This is a genomic window from Aporhodopirellula aestuarii (assembly GCF_023701485.1).
In the GTDB taxonomy this organism is placed as follows: Bacteria; Planctomycetota; Planctomycetia; order Pirellulales; family Pirellulaceae; genus Rhodopirellula; species Rhodopirellula aestuarii.
Genome location: NZ_JAMQBK010000090.1, coordinates 1 through 21,563, shown reverse-complemented (window position 1 = coordinate 21,563; position 21,563 = coordinate 1). Strand labels below are relative to the sequence as shown.

At 54.4% G+C, this 21,563-nt stretch carries 19 protein-coding genes and 1 pseudogene; 14 read left to right on the top strand and 6 right to left on the bottom strand.

Annotated features, from left to right (window positions below):
* Positions 1-47: 47 nt before the first annotated feature.
* The 6 genes from NB063_RS28475 (at position 48) to NB063_RS28450 (ending at position 11,593) form a co-directional block, all read left to right on the top strand.
* A complete protein-coding gene (locus NB063_RS28475; protein WP_250932476.1) occupies positions 48-611 on the top strand; it encodes an alpha-ketoglutarate-dependent dioxygenase AlkB in 564 nt (187 codons plus the stop codon).
* Positions 612-1,103: 492 nt separating this feature from the next.
* Positions 1,104-3,863, top strand: coding sequence for a type IV secretory system conjugative DNA transfer family protein (locus NB063_RS28470; RefSeq protein WP_250932474.1), 2,760 nt, complete (start codon positions 1,104-1,106; stop codon positions 3,861-3,863).
* A 1-nt stretch (position 3,864) separates the two neighbouring features.
* Positions 3,865-4,698 carry a hypothetical protein gene (locus NB063_RS28465; protein WP_250932472.1) on the top strand — a complete coding sequence of 278 codons (834 nt, stop codon included), beginning with the start codon at positions 3,865-3,867 and terminating at the stop codon, positions 4,696-4,698.
* Between the two features lie 230 nt (positions 4,699-4,928).
* Positions 4,929-5,720: an MlaD family protein gene (locus tag NB063_RS28460; RefSeq protein ID WP_250932470.1), complete on the top strand. Its 792-nt coding sequence runs from the start codon at positions 4,929-4,931 to the stop codon at positions 5,718-5,720.
* Between the two features lie 36 nt (positions 5,721-5,756).
* The gene (locus NB063_RS28455) at positions 5,757-8,339 is read left to right on the top strand and encodes a PKD domain-containing protein (RefSeq protein ID WP_250932468.1); all 2,583 of its coding nucleotides are present in this window, start codon (positions 5,757-5,759) and stop codon (positions 8,337-8,339) included.
* Between the two features lie 65 nt (positions 8,340-8,404).
* On the top strand, positions 8,405-11,593 hold the full coding sequence (locus tag NB063_RS28450; protein ID WP_250932466.1) for a tubulin-like doman-containing protein: 3,189 nt from the start codon (positions 8,405-8,407) through the stop codon (positions 11,591-11,593).
* Positions 11,594-11,735: 142 nt separating this feature from the next.
* Here NB063_RS28450 and NB063_RS28445 read toward each other — a convergent pair whose 3' ends face one another.
* Positions 11,736-11,996 carry a hypothetical protein gene (locus NB063_RS28445; protein WP_250932464.1) on the bottom strand — a complete coding sequence of 87 codons (261 nt, stop codon included), beginning with the start codon at positions 11,994-11,996 and terminating at the stop codon, positions 11,736-11,738.
* Positions 11,997-12,140: 144 nt separating this feature from the next.
* Here NB063_RS28445 and NB063_RS28440 point away from each other — a divergent pair, with 144 nt between their 5' ends.
* From NB063_RS28440 to NB063_RS28430, 3 genes are all read left to right on the top strand, one after another.
* Positions 12,141-12,497 (top strand): helix-turn-helix domain-containing protein, encoded by a 357-nt coding sequence (locus tag NB063_RS28440; RefSeq protein ID WP_250932462.1) that lies wholly within the window; start codon positions 12,141-12,143, stop codon positions 12,495-12,497.
* A 674-nt stretch (positions 12,498-13,171) separates the two neighbouring features.
* Positions 13,172-13,456 (top strand): hypothetical protein, encoded by a 285-nt coding sequence (locus NB063_RS28435; RefSeq protein ID WP_250932460.1) that lies wholly within the window; start codon positions 13,172-13,174, stop codon positions 13,454-13,456.
* Positions 13,453-13,668, top strand: coding sequence for a hypothetical protein (locus tag NB063_RS28430; RefSeq protein WP_250932458.1), 216 nt, complete (start codon positions 13,453-13,455; stop codon positions 13,666-13,668). The genes NB063_RS28435 and NB063_RS28430 overlap by 4 nt, the downstream gene beginning before the upstream one ends.
* Before the next feature lie 86 nt (positions 13,669-13,754).
* On the opposite strand, the pseudogene NB063_RS32690 reads toward NB063_RS28430, so the two are convergent.
* Positions 13,755-13,937: pseudogene (locus tag NB063_RS32690) on the bottom strand (hypothetical protein); the annotation flags it as partial.
* Positions 13,938-14,073: 136 nt separating this feature from the next.
* Between NB063_RS32690 and NB063_RS28420 the strand changes: the two are divergent.
* Positions 14,074-15,198 carry a hypothetical protein gene (locus NB063_RS28420; protein ID WP_250932454.1) on the top strand — a complete coding sequence of 375 codons (1,125 nt, stop codon included), beginning with the start codon at positions 14,074-14,076 and terminating at the stop codon, positions 15,196-15,198.
* A 43-nt stretch (positions 15,199-15,241) separates the two neighbouring features.
* Here NB063_RS28420 and NB063_RS28415 read toward each other — a convergent pair whose 3' ends face one another.
* Positions 15,242-15,649, bottom strand: a complete 408-nt coding sequence (locus NB063_RS28415) for a helix-turn-helix domain-containing protein (RefSeq protein ID WP_250932452.1) — start codon at positions 15,647-15,649, stop codon at positions 15,242-15,244.
* Between NB063_RS28415 and NB063_RS28410 the strand changes: the two genes are divergently transcribed.
* Complete coding sequence (locus NB063_RS28410) at positions 15,623-16,066, top strand: hypothetical protein (RefSeq protein ID WP_250932451.1); 444 nt, start codon at positions 15,623-15,625, stop codon at positions 16,064-16,066. The genes NB063_RS28415 and NB063_RS28410 overlap by 27 nt on opposite strands.
* A 97-nt stretch (positions 16,067-16,163) precedes the next feature.
* On the opposite strand, the gene NB063_RS28405 is transcribed toward NB063_RS28410, so the two are convergent.
* The 3 genes from NB063_RS28405 to NB063_RS28395 all read right to left on the bottom strand — a co-directional run bounded on the left by NB063_RS28405 (position 16,164) and on the right by NB063_RS28395 (position 18,442).
* Entirely contained in the window at positions 16,164-16,289 is a 126-nt protein-coding gene (locus tag NB063_RS28405) for a sigma factor-like helix-turn-helix DNA-binding protein (protein ID WP_250932450.1), read from the bottom strand.
* A 123-nt stretch (positions 16,290-16,412) separates the two neighbouring features.
* Positions 16,413-16,805: a hypothetical protein gene (locus NB063_RS28400; RefSeq protein WP_250932449.1), complete on the bottom strand. Its 393-nt coding sequence runs from the start codon at positions 16,803-16,805 to the stop codon at positions 16,413-16,415.
* 101 nt (positions 16,806-16,906) lie between these two features.
* A complete protein-coding gene (locus NB063_RS28395; RefSeq protein ID WP_250932448.1) occupies positions 16,907-18,442 on the bottom strand; it encodes a sulfatase family protein in 1,536 nt (511 codons plus the stop codon).
* A gap of 191 nt (positions 18,443-18,633) precedes the next feature.
* On the opposite strand from NB063_RS28395, the gene NB063_RS28390 reads away from it, so the two are divergent.
* The 3 genes from NB063_RS28390 (at position 18,634) to NB063_RS28380 (ending at position 21,343) form a co-directional block, all read left to right on the top strand.
* Complete coding sequence (locus tag NB063_RS28390; RefSeq protein WP_250932447.1) at positions 18,634-19,062, top strand: hypothetical protein; 429 nt, start codon at positions 18,634-18,636, stop codon at positions 19,060-19,062.
* 159 nt (positions 19,063-19,221) lie between these two features.
* Positions 19,222-19,599 (top strand): hypothetical protein, encoded by a 378-nt coding sequence (locus NB063_RS28385; protein WP_250932446.1) that lies wholly within the window; start codon positions 19,222-19,224, stop codon positions 19,597-19,599.
* A 181-nt stretch (positions 19,600-19,780) separates the two neighbouring features.
* Complete coding sequence (locus NB063_RS28380; protein ID WP_250932445.1) at positions 19,781-21,343, top strand: alkaline phosphatase D family protein; 1,563 nt, start codon at positions 19,781-19,783, stop codon at positions 21,341-21,343.
* The last annotated feature ends 220 nt before the right edge of the window (positions 21,344-21,563 follow it).

The window sequence follows — 21,563 nt, the reverse complement described above, 5'->3', positions numbered from 1 at the left end:
TATCGACGAATCGCCTATCCTCACTTCCTTCACAGGTGCCAACGCTCATGGAATCTATCCCACAGCTTACTTACGTTGAAAACTTCCTTAGTCCTTCGCAGGAAGCGTCGCTTCTTGAAGTCGTTGACGCTTCACCATGGTTGGACGACCTAAAACGCAGGGTCCAACACTATGGTTTCAAGTATGACTACAAGGCTCGGAGAATCGACGAGTCCATGTTCTTGGGGCCGCTCCCTGACTGGGCAGCAGGGGTCGCCTCGATGCTCGACCAGCAGGGCTTGTTTCGTCTCTTGCCCGATCAGTTGATCGTGAACGAGTATCTCCCTGGTCAAGGGATTTCCGCGCACGTCGACTGTGAACCTTGTTTCCACGACACGATCGCGTCCATCACGCTTGGATCATCGTGTGATATGGACTTTACCCATGTGGACACCGGCGAGAAGAGAACGGTGCATCTGCAATCCCGCAGCGTCATCGTCTTGCACGGTGAGTCTCGTTATCTCTGGAAGCACGCGATCGCGGGTCGCAAGTCAGACGTCGTTGATGGCAAGCGTGTTCTTCGGACGCGCCGCGTGTCGCTCACGTTCCGAAACGTGCTGCTCGGATCGTAGGACGCGTGGGCCACGGCTTCGCAGTGTGTTTGTTACGCCGCCCGATCGTGTAGCGGCGACGTTGTAACAGCCAACGAACAAATGCTGCTTTCTCTGCGAGCCGCTTTTCACGCAATCTCAAGTACTCACTGTCTTACGCGAGTTGTGAAAGCTGTAACACCGGTGCCTGGAACAACGAAGGCTATGGAAGGTTGTGCTGGTCTCGATTGGTTCAATCGCGAATTCACGGTGGGATCGGTTTGATAACGCCATTGGATCGCTCGTTCGGAGCTTGTTTCACTGAGTTCGACTCACCAGAACGCCTTGTTACCGTTTTCAACCGAACCCGACATTTTTACGAAGACATGGAAGTTCGCGTTTTGCAGAGTGGCTCGCGTGTTTCGAGAAAGATCTCGCTGTAACACGCGGCCACGACACAGACATGTCCTTGGGTGACGATCGCCATTTGCCATCGCACACATTTAACCCCAACCGGCAACTGAGGTATCAAACATGAAACCTGAACAACGTCAACGCTCACTTGAACCAGTTTGCTTGGACGGTGAAAGCAACACTTCGCCAGCCGCGAAACTGGAGGAAAAGAAGCTCCAGCTTTGCGAAGAGCGATTGATGCAGGAAGACAAGAAGTTTCGCGTCGAGGCGATGCGGGCGAAGCTGGCACAAGTCATTGGCCGCGAATCTGTGCAGCCAGCGGAAGCATGCAACACACCTGTGATTCAGATTGAATCGGGAGGCTCCAAGCTGGCGTTGTCGGGCTTCCGAGTGGCGACGATGGAGGACTGTCGATCGAAAAATGGTATGGAACCGGCGACGGAAGCTTTGGAGCGTCTGTTCGTGGATCAGCATGAGCAATGGCTGGCCTTCGCGGAAACAGTCGCATCGCTCCCTGTTCGAACTGAGTATCTACACGGGACTCTCACAAACCGCGATCCCGAAGCTCGTGAGGCAAAGACTGAGGCATTCCTGATCGCGATCGGGCGATCGCCGATTCAAGCGACCGCAGAACGCCGCGCACAGGAAAACGCCGACACATTGCTTGACGTGGCTCGCGCTGCCCTGACTAGCGCTGACTTTGAAACGCTGGACACTGCGATGCTCCAAGCGATTGGCGACTTGCTTCAAGACGGTCAAGCGACTGAGTTTACTCGCCGTACCACAGTCGTCCCGCCAGGTAACGAATTGATGGTGGCTGCTGTTCTTCAAGCTTCACGTGGCGAATCAACTGAGTCACTTGGCTCGCAGGGCAACGTTCGCTCGACGTGGACTCCCAAGCCCGATAGCTGGGAACGTTTGCTGAAGGCGATGCGATCCCAGGCCGGTGCGACGGCGTTTGTGGCCCACGTGACCACAGGCTCTGCACTCGCTGGCGATTCGCTGGATGCGATGATTGCTAGCTGCGGCGAGTTTGGTTCGTCAAGTGACCAAACAGCTTTGGACATCGTTCATGATGCGGCCCGCCAAACCGCTGCGATCAGTTTGGCTGCGCTCACTGGTGAGGTGCTGGCTGCTCGCATTTTCTTGGTGGGTGCATCCACACCGAAAGCATCCCTGATCGCGACGGTTCGCAATTCACTGCATCGCGATAGTGCTGGCGTGAACTCATTGCCGGGAGGTGTCAATGCGAAGACGGTCGAAGTTAGCGAAGTCATGCGAAGCATGGCTACGCCAAAGCCGCAGGAACTGTTTCATCCGACCGAAGCAGTGTCGTTCCTGCGTCTCCCAATCCCCGTTTCGCTTGGAATGGGTCTGCCTGTTCGTCAGTTTGACAATATCGACATCGAACGAGGGGCAAGCGGCAGCGACGTTTTGCTGGGCATGGCGATTCATCAAGGTCGGCGCGTTGAAATGCGTACCGACGAAAACGTGCGATTTGAACATGCCTACATCGTTGGCAAGACGGGCAGTGGGAAGAGCACATGGATGGGGGAACAAATCATTGATGACATCGGGCGTGGTCGAGGCGTCGCCGTCATCGACCCTCACGGAACGTTGATCGCCAGCGTTCTGCAACGGATGCCCGCAGAACGAGCGGGTGATGTGATCATTGTTGATCCGACCGATGCCACACGCCCCGTCGGCCTGAATCCCTTGATGATCCATGAATCCGACCCGATCACATACCGGGCCGCTCGCGATCTGGTTATCAACGATTTGTACTGTGACTTGGAACACTCCTATGGCGACAACTGGAACAACGTTTCGGGGCCGGTTTGTGAAGCTCATATACGCGGCATGTTGGGGTTGTTGCTGGGGGTTGCTCCACCGAACGGTAAGTGGAAACCGAGTCTGGCCATGTTACGTTCGCTCTACTCGAATCCGGCGATGCGAGCGGCGCTACTGACCCGATTGTCTGGGAAAGATCCAGACACGGAAGACTTTATTCGCGAGATGGAGTCGGCTCGGGGCGATCTTGATATTCGCAATCTGTCAGTTTACATCGCGTCGAAGTTTAACCGCTTCATTTCCGACTCCGCGATGCGAAATGTGATCTGTCAAGACCGCTCAATCGACTTTGTAGAAGTGATTCGGAAACGCAAAATTCTCTTTGTGAATCTCGGCCGAGGCCGATTTGGCGAACACCCGTCGCGATTGCTCGCGAGTAACGTCGTTTCGCGGTTGCGTCAGGCGGCAATGCAGCAAACTCCAGAGACTGCAACGCCATTCCACCTCTTCGCCGACGAGTGCCAGTTGTTCGCTGATGGCCGGATCGCGGAACTTCTTTCTGGGGCTCGGAAATACAAGCTATCCGTAACGCTTGCCAACCAATATGTCGACCAGCTTCCAGAGGACGTTTTCGCTTCGATCATGGGCAATGTTGCCACGATCGTCGCTCTTCGAGTCAGTGCGATGGACGCGATGCGATTGGCGGGCGGCATGGGAATGAATGTGAACCCGGCAACCCTAACTGACTTACCGAACTTCACGGGCGTTGTACGGTCGCATGGAACCGTTGGAAGGGAACCGTTCACGATTCGGATCGAGAACCACCGCGATGCCCCGAATCCGAAACAAGAGAAACTGATTCGCGAGATCTCGCGTTTGAAACACGGCCAAGATCACCGCGTCATTGAAGCCCAATTGCGGAAAGCACGCAACGCATTCCCGACGGTTGAGCAATCGCTCCAGCAACTGCCGCAGTCGCTGGCTGTGACGACTAGCCAAGACGCCGCGAGCGATGACGAGACCAAGGAAGCGGCATCGCCTGTCACCGAGCAATCCACGATTTGTTTAACCACCCCACCGGAGAATTGAAATGACCATGCAATTTAATCCCAGCCCGCTTGGTGTCGGCCAAATTATCGAGTTCGTGTCCGACACTGACTGCGTTTCGGAGAGTCGAAAGCGAGAATGGCTATCTGTCTTGCAGTCGAATCCTTCTGAGGAGCAGGTTCACGAGATCTGCCAGTTGCTGTTTCAGCAGCTTGAGTTCGGGTCGGCGAAGATCGAGTGCTCCGACGAAGGAGACAATCTCGGTGCAGAGATTTCGCAACTTGATGCTGAAATCGAAGTAATGAACAACGAGATCGAACCGTTCACGTTGGACTCTAAGATTCCAGAAGGAGGGCTTGCACCGGACCGAGTGTTTGATCGCCCCGTCGAGCCAACGAGTCTCCCCGAGGGCCTTAAAGACAACGGCCCTCCTCCTCCTCCACCCGGTCAGCAGGTATCCGAGAGCGACGGGTTCGATTCCTCTGATATCGCCGCACTGCGGGCGGTGGGTGACTACCGATTTGGTGACATTTTTCGTGAGTTGCCGATCGAGCCGGTTGTGATCCCAAAGCATCCGCTGACCAAATTCGACGAGTCGGGATTCTTGGAGCGACTGCGTTGTTCCCTGTCGCTGACCGCGTCCGAGAAGTATCGGCTCATCGCGTCGATCCCACAACTTTCGCAATACCAAATTGACTCGTTGATCAGCATTTTGAACGAGGAAGTAAAAGTGTCTTCAAGTCACTCGCCAAAGAATTTACTTGGGCTACTTACCCTGGAATTATCCCGCGCCAGCGAATGGATGTTAGTCGTGCAGCGATTTATGTCGGACGCGAAGGCGACTGCAACACCGGAAACAGTTCAAGCGACGAGCTGAACGAAATCAGCGGAGCATGTTGTTACACAAAACGCCGTCATGCGGCGTTCGCTGTTACAGCCCGCGATTTTTGCAGGCCGTTGACAGTAAGTCGAAGCCGGGGTTTTCAACAAAAGCGTGAGCGTGATTCGGTAACAACAAAGATCGTAACAAACAGTCTTATGACGGTGCAACGAGTTTTATTCCTTTCAATCAGAAACGACACACGCTGTCAAACAAGGTTAGCGAAGATGAACAATCAATACGAGCAACACTTCGAGGAGTCTTTGACGCAGACCGATTCCGAATTGCCTTTCGTCGATGACGAAGGATTTACCATGCCGGGATTCGCGATCGCGATTCTTGTTGTTGTCCTCGTATGTTTGCTCGCTTGGTGGGGCTGGTCGAGTCTTGGCACCGCCAAGTCGAGATTGATGCTTCGAGGATCGGACGTCAACCAGCTCGAAGCGGGGGCCGCTGTCGTTCTTGATGGAATTCAAGTGGGATCGGTCGAGTCAGTTGATATTCAACCGAGCGGCCCAGTCGCGACGTTGGGCATTGATCATGAGATCGCCAGTCGCCTGCCACACGATTGCGTCTTCGACATCGGAGCACTCAGTCCGGTGATGCCAGGCAACATCGGCGTCACCATCAAACGTCCCACTACCAACTTCACCGTCTTGCACGGGGATCTTGCGCGTGACGGTGAGAGCGACCTCGGCGGACGTAGTCTTGCCGATGTTCGCGAGGCTCTGGCTGATGATTCGATCTTGCCCGCGTCGACCCCTAGCGGAATGTACTTGCTGATCGGGGTAGCGGTCTTGGTACTCGCGGTCGGCTTTGGTGTGAGTTGGAAGGTCGCTTCATCGTCTTGGTTTCGATATGTGGCCATGTTTGCTGCCATCGTTGGGATCGGCCTGCTGTTTGCGAAGGGAGCAATCACCTTGGAAGACCTGCGCGAATGGATTGAGTGGTCAATCAACCTGATTCGCGGCGGCGGTGCCAGCGAGTCGACACCGAGCATCGAAATCGTCTCGAAGTAACTAACTGACAAAACAACAAACACGGGGAACCTATCCATGATTCGTCACTGCCACCAAACCGTCCGGAAACAATTAATAGTCGTCGTACTGATTTGTGCGATGCTCACGTTCGCTCTCCCGATCTTCGCGGCCGAGCCGACGCATGCTCCGATGACCTTCGTGGTCGTTATCGACATCAGTGGATCGATGGATGACGACTTGCCATCACCGATCCAGCCGATCCTGAGTGACAAGACAAAGATCGCGAACGTGCGACGCAAGGTCTCGCGTTTGAGCAAGGACTTGCCCGATGGCACTCGGGTGATTGCGATCGTGTTCGATCATGCGTCGACGACGCTCTGTGACGTGAAGCTTCTGGGCAGTGAATCGCGAATGCAGCTTCAGGAGGCTGTTGAGAAAATTAAAAGCAGTGGGGGTACGACCTTCCTTTGGCGTGCTGCTGATGATGCACTTGCCTTGGCCCGAAAGCTAGCCACTGAAAATCCTGAGAATCGAGTCCGAATGTTGTTGCTCAGTGATGGCGGGGATGAAGAGAAGGCTCCAGGACTGGACCATAACTCGCTTGTCCGAAAATACAGCGACTTGCTGCAAGAAGTCGTGACGCTCGACTGGGTGACCATCGGTTGGGATCTGGCTGCCGACGTGAAGCAGGTATTGGAGAAAGAGCGTATCAACGTTATTCGCGTTGACGAAGCGGTTGACTTGGTACCACTGAGCGCCGGTTTTGAACTGTCGGCGACGAGCATTCGCGTCGGTGAAGAAATTGGGCTGCTCGATACCAGCTACGGTGAGGGCATTGTGTTGCAAGCGGCAGATTGGGGCGATGGAACGCCGTACAGCAAAGGTGACGTACTGCGACACCGATACGATCATCCTGGCGAGTTTGCGATACGGTATGTGGTCAAGTCTGACGCTGGACGGGAGAGTCGGGTCACGAAAACGATTCGGGTTGTGGCCCCCGACGCTCCGATCGCGAAAATCGCTACGAACCCGGCGGTCGTGACGCTTGGCGATCCAGTTGTATTGACGGATGTTTCGGAAGGTGAAGTGGCCGATCGTCGCTGGATTCTGCCAGGAGGCGTTGTCAAGAGCGATTCAGAGGTAACACACCGTTTCGAGGACATCGGGGCGCAGGTTGTTTCGTTAGTCGTGAAGGACAAGCTGAATCAACGCTCGGAAGCCAAAGCCACCGTATTGGTTAGGCAACCACCCGCGCCGACCACATCGATCAAACTGTCTGCCGCCACGGCGAAGCCTGGTGATCGGGTCACGGCCATCAAAGAAACAACAGGCGGCGTTCGTCAGCGATGGTTGCTGCCCGATGGCAGCGAATCGGACGAGCAGCATGTAACCTTCGTCGTGCCGAAGGAATATGGGGAGCAAATTGTTGGTTTGACGGTATGGGATAAGTTTGATCAGACAGTCACCAGCGAGGCCAAACTGAATGTGCCTCGTCCAGGTAAGCCCGTCGCGAACTTGCTGATGCCCAAACGCATTGGTCCAGGGACGCCTTTTCAGATCGTTGATCAATCCGAAGGGGTCATTGAATCGAGCCAGTTGTTCATTGATGGAAGGCCAGTCAACGATGGACGAATCGTCGACTTTGTCGCAAGCGAACAAGGCGGTCGACATGTTGTTCGTAAAGTCGTGGCTGGGCCGGGTGGTACCGCGACGTTTGAGCAGGAGATAGAAGTTGACGCTCATGCGAAACCTGTTGCTGGTTTCACAATCGGTACACGACGCCCCACGCTTGGTGACTCGGTGCTGATTACGAGTACAGCGCACGGTCCCATCGAATCCATGGTATTCCATGTGACTGGATTTGAGTCACCGATTTCAATCGACCTAGCAGCGGATGAAGCAAGCCCGTTCTTTGAGTTCCCGTGTTCAGCGACTGGTGAAGTTTCGATCCGACAAGTTGTCACTGGTCCTGGGGGTACTGATGAGATGGAGCAGCATTTTGAGGTCGTTCCCAAAGCAGTGCAGCCCACCGCTCTGTTTGAGGCAAACCGCCTGACAGGACGAGGGCCGACCGAAGTTGAGTTCGACAATCAGTCTACGGGTAGCGTGGAGCGAACGATCTACGATTTCGGCGACAGTAGCGAGCCGCGCGTACTCGATTTCGACGCGGACGCGAAGCACACATTCGCTCCAGGAAAGTGGAATGTCATCGTGACCGTTTATGGTCCTGAAGGCACTTCGCCACGAACTTGGGAGGAAACCATTGAAATCGCTGAGCCACTCGCTGAATGGGTCCGCAATCTGTCTTGGCAATTCCCGATCGGCATGATCTTGATCGGAGGCGGAGTATGGTTCGTTGCAAAACGCAATGAGGCAAACTTTGCGAAGTCGCTCGACATGATTGGTGGCGCTTTGGTCGTGACCCCAGTCTCGAATATCTACGAATCGAAGACCTTCGCATTTGACGGCGAACATGCGGATGAAGCAATCAAGTGGGACGAAAGCACCTCGGTGCTGGTGTCCATGTTGGAAGTAGAGGCGGGAGCAGAGCGTTTCTGTATCACGCTGCAACGGGATGGATTCCCCGACGAGTCAGCAATCGCTGAGTCTGGTGAAACGCTCACGTTGGGCGACTTCACAATCATTTACACGGCGTAGTTTGACGACGTGTGAAATCCGTTCCTGATCAACCAACCCCTGTTTCCCTTTTTGGAGTTACTGCCATGATCCGTCCCAACCCTGAACACAGCAATGGAAAGACACGTCGCGCTCGTCGAAACGATCGAGTGGATTCACCCAAGTCGCGAATCAGCGAGCGTCGACTTTCGTTCATCACTGATCTCGAAGATGCGATCACCCCGTCACCGGGGTCGGTTGATGAGGCGATTGATACGCTGATTCGATTGATCTCGCCTAAACTCTGCATCGGCATCGGCGGAGAAGGGTGCAAGATCAATAGCTTGACGAAGAAGAAGACGGAGTCGCTTGACTTCCCAGGTTTCGTTGACTTTCTCAACTTCGATACGGACCCAGCGTCTAAGCGAGGCGACGCGAATGGGGTTGCTTTCGCGGACGATGAGTTCGTTGAAATGAGCACCGAACGAAATCGTCTTGCAGCGGAAGACATCAACGCCCATCCGCATTTGGCGAAGCGTATGGGATTAGATAATCCTGAGCAGGCCACACGTCAGTTGCTGGTCGCTAATCAAGGAACGACGCAAGCCGGTCAGGATCGTCAGAACGGTTCGCTTACGTTCGCGGCAAACCGAGAGGTGGTCCGCAGTGCGGTTCGTAGCAAGATCGCCAAATTACAAGGGGTTCATAGCCGTTTGGAACGCGAGATGGATCATCGCAACGGTGGCCGTGTTCAGGTTCAGAACCGGTTGACCATCTTCTTGATCGGCTCAATCACTGGAGGTACCGGGTCTCCAAACCACGTGGAGCTTTCTTCAATGATCCGTGAAGAGACACGCGAAATGGGTGTCAACCTGGTGGCGATCTTGCCCTCGGTAAGCTGCTTTGACGAACTGATCCCTGGGTCGGAGCAAGCTTCTCGGATGTACTGCAACGGTGCGATGACTATCCGAGAAATCGAAGCCGCGCAAAATGGTGCATTGCACGACAAGGGAGTGACCTTTGGGCTTACCAAAGAAACTGCCACGCCAATCCCCCCTGGGTTGTTCTCGCAAATTTACCTCCCCACGCGTCATCTGTCCGATGGCCGATCCATGGAAAGCGGAAAAGATGTCCGAGAGGCCGCTTCGATGTTCTTGATGAGCATGACGGCGACGGAGATCGGTGACGAGGCCATGACTGATGATGACAATCTGGCGACGATGCAGGCACTGATGAAACCCGATCCGGTCACCAAGCGGCATCGCCATGTGAGCACCTTCGCGTCGGCTGCCATTGCGTTGCCGATCGACGAACTGGTCGACAGCATGTCCACAACGTGGCTTACGGAATTCGTGCGTAAATGCGTGACGGACTCGTCCGATGGCGTCAACTGGGAGCAGGCTGCGGACGCTTGGTTGACGAATCCCTTGCCGGGCAAGCCCATCAGTCTACGTCCTCACGAATTGAGTGAAAAACTCAAGAGTTTGACACTGCCTTCGGAACGGGAATTGACTCGCAGTCTATTCGTGAAGACGAATGGTTCTCAGCATCAGCATTTCCGCAACGCACGATTCTGTTCGCAAGCCGAAGCGGCGAAAACGGCCTTCGCTCAGAAGGTTCTGCCAGGTGTCGCCTCACGTTTGGCTGACACCTCGGCAAAGCTCATTGATGATATGAAATCATCCTTGTTGGCTTGTGTTCGCAAGGAGGTCGCGCAGAGCAGTTGGGCAGACGCTGAGTTACTCATTGTCGCGATCGCAGATCGACTGTCAGCTGGTGCCTCCGCGCTGGACGATGAAGCTCGCCTGGAGCATGAGCGTTCGGTCGCATCGCTTGAGGTTACGAAGCAACACATCGGTCGCTTGAGCCAGCGACTGCGTGGTTGGGGATGTGACAAGAAACGACAGCGGGCTGTGGCTGATCAGTTGATGACGTCATTTTCGGCAGCCGTGCGAGCGAAGGCAAAGACATCGGCAGCCGATGTCTTGCGGCAATTGCTGTACGCCGCAAATCGCGAACGCACGACGGCGGAGAGGGTCATCGCTTCGGCGACGCATCGGATCGAGAGCACGGTCGCGAGAAGCCAAGTCAGTCGCGGCGCGAGAAGCGTGACAACGAACTCGTCAGCCGAGATTAACGTGATGACGGATCGAACCATGCAGCGATTGTTTTCGCTTCATCGTCCTATTCATGGCGAGATTATGAAACGTTTGGTTCCTGCGTTGGGCAAGTCCATCGCGTCGGCGACTCGGCGATTGGTTTCAAAAGACAAGGCGTTCGATGCCGTTCAGGCCGCTGCCAAAGAATGGTTCCGCACTAAGTTGAGCAAGTTGTCGGTTGTCGACGTGCTTGCTGCACAATTGCGAGACCTCGAGGAGCGGCCTGTTGCTCAAGCGAAACTCCGGCACCTGCTGGGTGTTATTCAACCAATGTGGCAGGCCGAGCCCGGCCGTTTGGGATTGCAGTTCCCCGATGCAACGATCATCGGTATTCCCAGGGGCAGCGACGATGACGAGGGGCACCAGCGATCCATCGTTGCAAAGGCGTTGAAAGCGGTTACCGAATCGCACGTTGGGACCGATGCACGATACAACGGGACCGTGACGCAGACGACTGTCAGCGACCGGCACCGAATCATCGCGACCCGTCGGGTGCATGGCGCGTCATGGCACTGGATCAGAGACGTACGAAAGTGCATGACGGAACTCACTCGATGGGAAGCCGAGGGCGGCAACTGGCTGTCCGTCTTCTCGCGTGAGACGATGGCGTCGATGCCGTCGATTATGCCGAGTGACAAGACCGACACCGGTAAGCTGGCATTTGCGTTGGGTCTGTGCTTCGGTGCGATCGCGCAGCGCGGTGGACACTATTACCGCAACCTGGATGTCGTCGACCGGGAGAAGGAAATGCTGCGTTGTCGATTGGCCAGCCACTGGGACGGCCTCGCATTTTCCGGTGGAAAACGAATCGAGTTGGACGGGGTGTTGAGCACTATCGTTGACAGTGGTCGCTTGAGCTTCGACGAGCAAAACATTGCCCGAGCCGAAGACAAAATCGCCCAGGGCATGGACGGGGCATTGGAAGCGATTTGCAAGGATCGTGAATTTGCTGAGCGAGTATTGACACTCTTCGGGGATCTATGTGCCGCAGCCGGAAACGTCAAGGTTTCCGCCGAACTCGACGACTACCTTGCTGCGTTGTCGAAGCGGAACCACAGCAGCGGTGAAAACTACCTGCTCATCCGGGAGATGATTGAGCTGTTAGGGCAAGAGGTTGCTCGACTGCGTCAGACTTAGTTGATGGCTGTGAGCTGCCGACTGCACTTGGAAGCAGTCGGTGGCGGCGGTCTGCATTTTTGCTCCGGCTCGGCGTCAAAAACTATAAGCCTTGCGCTCGCAATCAGGGAACTCGAGGCCATTTTGCACCACTGACATTCTTTCAGTAGGGTTGCCCACTTCTCGCGTTGTTTGTCCCAGCACAATTCTCTAGTGATCGGACGCAGCTTTCGTGAATTTTTGAACGCCCCGTCATTTCGCGAGGCAGGTACAGCAACGCTTCCTGGATCTCGGGTGCGAGCTGCGATAGGCTCAGGATTTGAGTGAGACGAGGCTGCGAGACTTTGCCCAGCTCGGCACGCTCGAGCGTGTCCTGTGCTTCGCCACGCCGCAGCATTTCGTCCATCCGAATCGCAGGCGACATCGAAAGGGAAAGGATTTGCAACGAGCAATCGAAAGGCGAATCGATGTGACCAAACGTGTCAACGCAGCCGTGTTCAATGAGCAGATCGGATGAGTTCGTTAGGAAAATGAGGCCAATAACGTGAAGACAACTTTGAGAGAGAAAGTGCGAACGAATAGATTTGGAGCTCGGTTGCGAGAAAGACGGTTGTCGAAACGGATCACGCTTCGGAAGTTCGCAGACATGATCGGGGTGTCGCCTACGTATTTATCCCAAGTTGAGCAAGGACGCTTCGACCCACCGACGGCCAATCGCGTGCGGCGAATTGCCAAAATCCTCGGTGAGGATGCCGATCTATGGATTTCATTTGCCGATCGCGTTCCGGAGGACGTTGATGGCATGGTGAAGCGGCATCCTAAGGACATGCCCGAACTGATGCGTCTGGTGATCGGAAGTACGCCCGGAGAATTCCAAGCCATCAAGGAAGCCGTCCGCAAGATTCGAAAGATGAACATTGCATAAGCCCACCTTATGGCACCTAGAAGCTCACCATGGCTGTACACCGCTGAAGCGACGAGGCTAATCGCCGATCTAAATCGGGTTGAATATCCATCAATCAACAAGCAGCGTACGTCTGGACTAGGGGGAGTTGCACGCTCGCGTATGGTTCCTGGAGTCTCTGCCTGTTAACCTCATCGTGGTTTGTCGGCTTGGCAAGACAAACCGCATGTGGTTAACAGCGTACTGCTAACCCGCCATGCAAAATTCCTTGACCATCCAGATCTCAAACAGGCATTGACCGAACCGAACGGATTTGCTGTAATTCATTGGTGATTCAGGTGTTACACAGTTCCCCAAACTGAGACTTTTTCCGGAGAGCGTTGGGTTCGGGGAGCTGAATTTAAAAAAGCGAAAACTCTCGCAAACCAGTTAACGCCCGTCGGTCCAGCATGACCCGCGGGCGTTTCTCGTTTCCGCCCCCTTTTTCGCGGTCTTTCGACGCCGTGGCGCCCAAACTCAAAGTTCTCACTTTCGCGGCGAGAGTCCGGGCTGCCGAGTCCAACCACCCTGGTTTGCTCCGCACCCCAGAGACAACCCCGAGAACTCTCTGATTCTCTGTTTGACTCGGCAAAGCTGGTTAACACGAATGAGTGAACCAGTGCGAGATGTCGCGTTCCGCGTCCGGACGTACCCCGATGACCTGCTGGACTGGCCCGCGAACGTATTCTTCCGCTGTCTCCGAAGGAAGGGTAAGCATCACGCTAGATATCGACCAGCTTCAATTGGAGGCCTACCGCCACATGACCGGCGAAGAATGGCTCAAAATTGGCCTCGGCTCACACGAAGCGTCCCTCGCAATCGCTCGCGAGAGAATTCGAAATCGTAATCCTGATGCTAGTGAAGCAGAGATCGCAGAAAAGCTAAAAGCACGCATTCGTGCCGGCTACGAGATTGAATTAGCCAAGAGCAAGACGTCGTGACGGAAACCGAATTACTTGTTGATTGCCTGTGTCGACTCGAAACGGCCGGCATTGATTACATGTTGGTCGGTTCGATGGCTGGTAACTACTGGGGAGTTCCCCGCTCGACCCGCGATATCGATTTTGTGATCGAGTATGACGAGACCCAAGTCGACTCGATCGTCGAAGCCTTCCAGGATGACTTCCTCATCCAACAAATCTCCGTCATGTAGCCAAATGGAATCTTGCCCGCGACACGTTTGCCGTGACGCTTCAAAGCCATCCGCATCTCGGAAAGTCGGTCGCGGGTGAGATCCTGCTGAAACTCACTCGCCGCGGCGACGATGTTACTGGCCAACCGACTGGCAGCCGATTGTCCAAAATTCGGATCCGTGACGACGATCAAGTTGACTTCGTGTTCTTCAAAAATCGCGAGCAACTCGGCGAGCAGAACGAGTGGTTTAGCGTCGCCACAGCATTTCGCATATTTCCCAACACGCACGGAATCATGGTACAGGAACTACAGGGAACCGCTGTTTCGTCGTAAGCTAATGACTTCATCAACTGTCGTATCAGCTGATTCGCGAGTTTTGGCGAAAGGAATTCTGAAGTCACCAGACACAACGGAGTGATCATCCATGAGCGTTTACCAGTACGTCTATTTTGCTGCAGTCGACAAACCACTCGATGACAAGCAGCTCGAGTACATGCGGCGCCAGTCGACGCGGGCGGAAGTGACACGGTGGCAATTTCAAAATGAATATCACTTCGGTGATTTCCACGGCAACTCGCTGGAGATGATGCGACGCGGATACGACGTGCATCTGCATTACGCAAACTACGGTGTCCGCAAGTTACTGTTTCGATTGCCTATGGGACTGCCCCTGAGTGCGAAACAGTTCAAGGCCTACGCGATGGAGTACAGCATCGAATGGAAGAAAGACAAACGCGGCAAAGGGGGCGTGCTGTCGATTCAGCCTGAATGCGATGCTGGTTTCTACAGTGAGGGCTATTTCAGCTTCGAGCGAATGGTCGCCTGCCTTCCCAAAATCCGGGAAGGATTGATGACCGGTGACACCCGGGTGCTCTATCTCGGATGGCTAGCATGCAATTGGGATGAAGAATCTCTCGAGCCACCAGTACCCGCTGGTCTAGGAAAGCTCCCGCCCGAGCTTGCCGAATTGATTGACTTCTACGAACTCGATAGCGATCTTCTCGCTGCCGCCAATGAACAATCACCTCAACTGCCCGGTCAAGCTGCCCGTGAGCCCGATGTAGATGATTGGTTGGCTAACCAGTCACCCGAGACCCTGCGTGTACTGATGCGCCGTGTTCTTAGAGATGACGCTGTGGCCGTGCGTGCCGAAGTCCTAGCCGCCATGCGAAACCAATCTAGCCAGCCGACGTGGCCGGTTAGTGCGGGCTCTCGCACGCTTGAAGCACTCCGTGAACAGGCGAACATAAAAGCGGACCAAAGGAAGAAACGGGAAATTGCCAGCGAGAAACGCAAGCGTGAGAAGCGACTTGCAAAAATACGCAGTGATCCCGACTCAGCGATCTCGGGTGCCGAGAAACTGATTCAATCGCGGTCGACCGAGAACTACGCCAAAGCCGCCAAGATGCTCGCCGAACTCCGTGACGCAGTAGGCGGCGACAAAGGATCGCGAATGGCAGACCAAGCTGCCGGGAAAATCGCGAAGAAGTATCCAACGCTCAGCTACGCCAAGCGAGCATTCAAAGAACAAGGATTGAACTACCGATGAAAAACACGCACGCGTCGTAAACAACCGTGAAGTGACTCAAGGCTCAATAACCCATATCGAGCTCTTGGGCCTGTGCCGCCAATTCATCGAGTGCTTCATGACGCTTACGGTCCATCGACCGCTTGTACTCCATCAGATCTTTCAGCAGAACACGCCGGTGGGTACCAACTTTACGAAACGGAAGCTCGCCCTTTTCAAGTTGCTCGACCAGAAACGGCCGCGACACACCGAGCAAGTCCGAAGCCTGCTGCGTTGTCAACTCGGCATGCACCGGGAACATAGTCACCGCGTTGCCCTTGGCGAATTCGGTCAGCAAGGCGCCAAGTAGCTGCAGTGCCGATGACGGGATCTGAATCTCGGTTTCCTTCTTTCCCAGCTTGGCAAGCTGATTGTGACGGCACTGTTCCAATCGAAGGAAGAGGCGATGAAAGTGCTCAAACGCGATCATCATCTCGGGCTGGAACCGGTCGTCCACGTCAATCGGATCCCGGAAGCGTTTGTCTGTCACATGCGATTCAGGTTCGAGACGGACAAACTCTCGCCCGGCAGGCCCGTTCTTCAAATCGGCCACCACATGATCGTCTTCAACTACCTGGAAGGAGGCGGTCATCGAGTCAAGCTGCCGGATGGCCCTACGTTTGCCGAGCCCGAGTCAGGCATGAAGCTCGGTGAATGGATCGACCTAGTCATCGAATACAGAAAGGGAGAGATCACCATTGGCGTCAACGGTTACAGCAAAGCGTACAAACACGAAGCGGTCACCATCATCAACGACAAAGACAAACTCGGGCCAAGGTTTACGTTCAAGGGTGGACCGAATTGTCGGATTGTCTTTGACTCGGTCCGTCTCTGGAAATGCGAAGAGTGACCAGATCTGGATTCTTGCCAGAAACGAAAACGGCACTATCCACGAGCCTGATATCCGTCGTCAACAAGAACCCGCGGAACTCGGTGCTGTTGCTACGCTAATGCAGGCGTTTCAGAATTTGGGTAACACGCGTACGGCTGACACCGAGAAACCTAGCCAATTCAGCCAGCGTGTTGGCCTCGCCGGAGTCAAGCAGCGACTGATCGTAGAAGGGTAAAAGCATGCGATCGCGATTCGACGCTACTCACTGCGATTCCCCCCGAATTTGGTCCGAAATTGAGTCCCGCTTGAACCTTTCGACGTACGGCAATCGACGTAACGTCTTGGTGCGAAAGGCAAGCGTCCTTCAATTCGTTGGAACTGGCGATTCCGCGTCTGCAAATTTCAACACGATTATTTTCTTTCCGATCGCGGTCTTTCCAGGGCCGTGATCAAAGTACTTGCATTCGAGATGAATCTCTTTCTTTTCGGCGAGCGCGGTAGCAAGGATGGTCTCATACTCCTTGGGGAGCTTGTTCTTCTTGTAGCCTAATTGACCGGGAACGAATTTGATCATTCGCAGTGCTTTATCGTTAGGAACGAACCGATACACTTCCTTGCCATGTGCATTGTACCGATCCACCGTTCCGATCCCGGCTTGTGTGGGGAAATCTTTCTTTCCAGGCTTTCCTTCAGCCGACAGATTAGCTGTAAAAAGGCCGCTGAGCAGAATCGCGAGGATCACGGGGGTGTTCTTCATTGGATTTCCTTTGGTTGTCTTTTTTCCTAAACACTTAACGCTTGCAACTTCCGACACGTCAACCGGTGTAACGACTGCGCGCTGGACTGTTTCGCCTTGGCTCATTTAGATCTTCTCGTTTGGTTCTTCCATAATACAATGTTTTCGACGTCATTTTTAGCCATCGGGCCTTTGGTGCTGCGACCACCCTGGACGTCGGATTCGAGTTGTTTCAACAGTCGTTCGGCCACTTCCGGACGACTCTCGTATAAATTGTTTGTCTCACCGGGGTCGGCGTCCATGTCGTACAGTTGCGCCTTTTGCGTGCTGTTCTTCGCGGCATTCTCGTTGGGGGCAGACCAACCACCGGAACCTTTGGCGAGCATCAGTTTCCACTTCCCTTGTCGGTAAGCAAAATGGCCGCTGATCGAATGGTTAACTATTCCGGCTCGCGTCGAAACGATGGGTTTCGAGTCTAAAGCGGGCAGAAAGCTGACACTGTCCTCGGCCGCATCGGCGGGAAGTTTGGCGTTCACGATATCCGCACATGTCGCCATGAAGTCGGTCATGCAAATCGTTTGATCACATCGGCTGCCTGCCTGGACGCGGGCTGGCCAGCGGACGATGAACGGCACGCGGTGTCCGCCATCCCAAAGGTCAGCCTTCGAGCCGCGGAACTGGGCGCTCGGGTAGTGGCCTTGTTTCTGCAGCTGAGGAATCCCGGCTGCCTTGGAGCAGCCGTTGTCGCTGCTGACGATGACTAGCGTATTCTGCTTCAATCCCGCCGCGTCGATTGCATCGACAATCTGACCGATGGTGGCATCCGTTTGCATCTGAAAGTCCCCGTACTTTCCGAGTCCACTTTTGCCGACCCATTCCTTCGTCGGGACAATCGGCGTGTGGGGCGAATTCAGCGGCACGTACAGAAAGAAAGGCTTGTCGTCATCCCGTTGGCTGATGTATTGGGCCGCCCGCCGTCCGAACTCGGGCAACACGCCATCTCGAGTGAAACCCTCTGCTGTGCTGCTCTTTCCGTCCTGGGGGATCTCGCCATCGAACCGGTCATTTTCGATGTAGACATAAGGAGCCATGTCCAACGACGCGGAGATCCCATAGTAGTAATCGAAACCACGTGTGGTTGGCCCGTTTTGAATCTTGCCATCCCAAACAATGTTCAATGTTTTGGGTTTCCTGCCCACAGGCAGCACACCATTGGTCGTCGGCATCGTCATCCCAAGATGCCACTTTCCGATCATCGCGGTCTCGTAGCCGTTCTGTTGAAGAAGCCCGCCAACGGTCAGGCGATCCGCAGCAATCAGCGGCTCGCTATATCCCCATAGCACCCCAGTCTGCAACTGTGTTCGCCAGTTGTAACGCCCCGTCAGAAGTCCGTAGCGGCTGGGCGTGCAAACCGATGAGGTGGTGTGAGCATCGGTGAAGAGCATCCCTTCGCTCGCCAGCATATCCATGCTGGGCGTTTTGATCTTGCCACGCTGCGGATTCAGACACTGGACATCTCCGTAGCCCATGTCGTCAGCATAAATAAAGACAATGTTCGGCTTCGTCTGCGCGCTGGCAGACATCGGAGCAATCAACGCGAGAACGAATGCTGCGAAAGATGAAAAGAGTGTTCTGTTTTTCATAAGGGGTGAGTCCATGATGAAGTTCGAAGTTTTTGGTCGATCCGACATTTACCATCGTAACTTCACTCGCCAGAGCGTGGGGTTCCACCTTTTTGGCGACGGCAGCGACTTCACCGCCCGTCAGCTGTTTGACGCCCCGTTTTCGTTACAGCCTATTTTTCCAAAAGTAGACTTTCGGATGGCTGGGCGCGTTAAACCTTCGCTTTGTGCTTCCCCAATTCCAATCGGGTCGTGGCTTTCATGAAACTACGAAGCCCTGGGGTGGATTGTCGATCAATCAGCAGCACGAGGTCATCGCTTTTAAAACTGTAGTTGGCCAGTACGCTGTTGGCAGGGAATTCAACGAGAGCATCTCAAAAATGGATATAGGTGCATTTTTGGAAACCGGGCAATTTGACGTTTTTGCTTACAAGGAGGTTCAATCGATGAAAGCGTTGGATATGGATTTTCATGAACGCATCCTCGCCGCCGTTCAGGAGGGGAATGAAAGTATGCCCAAGATTGCCAAGCGTTTTTCGGTCAGTTACAAGGTCGTCGAGAAGCTAAAGTACCAGTGGCGAGACCTGGGAACACTTGTACCTCAAACGCATCGCTGCGTTCGCAAACGCGCGTTCAGTGAAAAGCAGAGCAGGTAACTTGCCCAGTTGATCGGCGAGAATCCGTCTTGGACGGGTTGAACAACTGGGGGAAAAGCGTGACATCGACTGCACCTCGATGACGGTCTGGAACGAAGCTCGTCGCCTGGGACACTCGTTTAAGTAAAACGTTACGCGCGGCTGAACAAAACCGCGAGGATGTTTTCCAGCAGCAGTAGACCTGGGTACGCCGGCAACGGCGAAATGATGGACTGGTTCTATGACGTCTGTGATGAAATGGCTGACTGGATGGCCCATTCTCGCGAAGCAGTCTACGACGTTGATCTTGACGCACCGCAGCCGACGCTCGACACGACGGGAAATTTTACTACCGTTTGCGGCGACACTTGGTACGCCATGCCAGACAAAGACAACGCGGTCTTCATTCACGACGTTGGCCGGCCCCAATCAGTCAAGTTATTGAGAACCGGCGCGGCGATTGAGCGTGTATACCGTGTCGGATCGCTGCGCATCGCGGTTCCTAAGTCGATGCGAACCAAACTGCCGGATATGATTAAAATGTCGTTCAAGGAGTAGCCCGGATAATTCATAACATGTATCCCTTAGGACATCGGTTTAATTACTTCGGGATTTTAATAGTAGCGGAACGGCGTAAGCCGTCCGGTAACGTGGGACCGGACGGCCTGCGCCGTTCCGCTAAGAAGAGCACTAAATCACTCGACGTCCTGCGGGACAGAATGCACATAGGAACCGTAAATTGAAAAAGACAGTCATTGCAGCATTGGTTTTGGCGTTAGGAATTCTTTCCCCCTTGCTGGCCAGTGCACAGGAACCGAATCCACAGCAGCAGAACGAACAGCGGAAAAAGGTAAGGCAAGCGCAAACGCCGCGGCCTGACTCGCCAAACGCGAAGTCGAGGCAGGGAAGCTCGAAGAATGATTTGGAATCGACTCTGTTCAATTTCAACCTGTTTGAAGAGCAACCGGAGTCCGTCAATCAAATGTACCGAGTGGCGTGGGACGTTCTGTCGTCAAAGCAGGATGCCACGATTGCAGAACTTGCGCAAAACACGGACTTCCAAACCAAATGTCAGGCCAGCGGCATGTCGGTTTTGGGGGGGCCGTTGTTGGGCTGCATCAGTTCCGAAGGCGCCAAAGTCTGGGTCCGCACGCTGAAGCCGGCAGCGGTCGAAGTGCAACTGACAGTGGACAACGAGACAAAGTCATTCGGACCGGTCAATAGCACGGTCGAATCTGACTTGACAGCAATCGTACCCATCACCGGTTTGCAACCCGAGACACGTTATCCGTACCGCGTGCTGGTGGACGGAAAGCAGATTTCCATTCCCAAGGACGCGGCGATTACGACGGCCCCGGTTGACGACTCCAAAGGAACCGTGCGGATCACGTTTGGCAGTTGTTTGCACCGCTGGGGTTTCGGAAATCAAGCCCAGTCGGAGATGATCCGAAGTCGCAAGCCGGCGGCTATGCTGCTGTTGGGGGACATTGCGGTTCAGGACCGCGAGAACCATCTCGGTTTGCATCGAGCTGATTACCTGTTGCGTGATCAGTATCCGCCGTGGCAGGCTCTTTCCGCCTCCGTTCCGATTTACGCGACGTGGGACGACCACGACTATTTCAACAACGACCGGGCCGGTATCCCGCCTGGTTTCACGGCCAAAGACAAACAGGGTGTTTGCGATGTGTTCAAACAGTCGTGGAACAACCCGTCGTATGGGTTTGATGACGAGCGCCGTGGCGTTTTTCTGCGCACGCGGATCGGCCCCTGCGACGTGATCATGGTTGACAATCGGTACTTTCGAGAGAATAAGCCAGGGTCGTTTCTTGGTGAGCAACAAATGCAGTGGCTGGAAGAACAACTGCTCGACTGCCAAGGGCCGTTCATTATTCTATCTTGTGGTTCGATGTGGGCGGATTACGTTTCAGCGGGAAAAGATTCTTGGGGCAAATGGGATCCGAAAGGTCGCGAGCGAATCTTCAAGCTGATTGAAGACAACCATATTGGCGGAGTGATTTTAGTTTCGGGTGATCGGCATGGAGCACGAGGATTCACGATTCCCCGGCCGTCGGGTTATGAGTTCTTCGAGTTTGAAGCGGCCAGCTTGGGTGGACGACTTGGCCCTCCCGCACAGAACAAAGGTTGGAAGACTCAGCTCTATGGGATTTCCGACCAGTATGCATTTGGTGAATTGTCAATCGACGCATCGCTCGCCGATCCCGAAGTCACCTACAGGCTTATCGGGGATGACGGGACCAGGATTTACGAGAAGACGTTGAAACGCAGCCAGTTGACTCCGTAACGGAATCAAAAGATGCAATTGCATCTGGCTATTCTGGTGCATCCATCGCGAATGAAGAAGTTTAAGTTCGAGTTGAAGTTGAAGTGAAAGTTTAGAATATATGAAATCACCTAGCCACGAATCACTGACTGTTTATCAGCCTGCGTTCGAGTTCGTTGCCTGGTTATCGCTGCGTTGTGGCTCAAAGACGAGCCTGGCCAGAATGGCACGGGCGTAAGCC

Coding starts and splice junctions, on each gene's coding strand:
- NB063_RS28405 (WP_250932450.1), bottom strand. CDS start 16,289: ATGCTTTTACCCTTCTACGATCAGTCGCTGCTTGACTCCGGCGAGGCC.
- NB063_RS28385 (WP_250932446.1), top strand. CDS start 19,222: ATGTTTTCCAGCAGCAGTAGACCTGGGTACGCCGGCAACGGCGAAATG.
- NB063_RS28410 (WP_250932451.1), top strand. CDS start 15,623: ATGAAAGTGCTCAAACGCGATCATCATCTCGGGCTGGAACCGGTCGTC.
- NB063_RS28400 (WP_250932449.1), bottom strand. CDS start 16,805: ATGAAGAACACCCCCGTGATCCTCGCGATTCTGCTCAGCGGCCTTTTT.
- NB063_RS28450 (WP_250932466.1), top strand. CDS start 8,405: ATGATCCGTCCCAACCCTGAACACAGCAATGGAAAGACACGTCGCGCT.
- NB063_RS28460 (WP_250932470.1), top strand. CDS start 4,929: ATGAACAATCAATACGAGCAACACTTCGAGGAGTCTTTGACGCAGACC.
- NB063_RS28445 (WP_250932464.1), bottom strand. CDS start 11,996: ATGTCGCCTGCGATTCGGATGGACGAAATGCTGCGGCGTGGCGAAGCA.
- NB063_RS28435 (WP_250932460.1), top strand. CDS start 13,172: ATGACCTGCTGGACTGGCCCGCGAACGTATTCTTCCGCTGTCTCCGAA.
- NB063_RS28415 (WP_250932452.1), bottom strand. CDS start 15,649: ATGATGATCGCGTTTGAGCACTTTCATCGCCTCTTCCTTCGATTGGAA.
- NB063_RS28475 (WP_250932476.1), top strand. CDS start 48: ATGGAATCTATCCCACAGCTTACTTACGTTGAAAACTTCCTTAGTCCT.
- NB063_RS28470 (WP_250932474.1), top strand. CDS start 1,104: ATGAAACCTGAACAACGTCAACGCTCACTTGAACCAGTTTGCTTGGAC.
- NB063_RS28420 (WP_250932454.1), top strand. CDS start 14,074: ATGAGCGTTTACCAGTACGTCTATTTTGCTGCAGTCGACAAACCACTC.
- NB063_RS28395 (WP_250932448.1), bottom strand. CDS start 18,442: ATGGACTCACCCCTTATGAAAAACAGAACACTCTTTTCATCTTTCGCA.
- NB063_RS28465 (WP_250932472.1), top strand. CDS start 3,865: ATGACCATGCAATTTAATCCCAGCCCGCTTGGTGTCGGCCAAATTATC.
- NB063_RS28455 (WP_250932468.1), top strand. CDS start 5,757: ATGATTCGTCACTGCCACCAAACCGTCCGGAAACAATTAATAGTCGTC.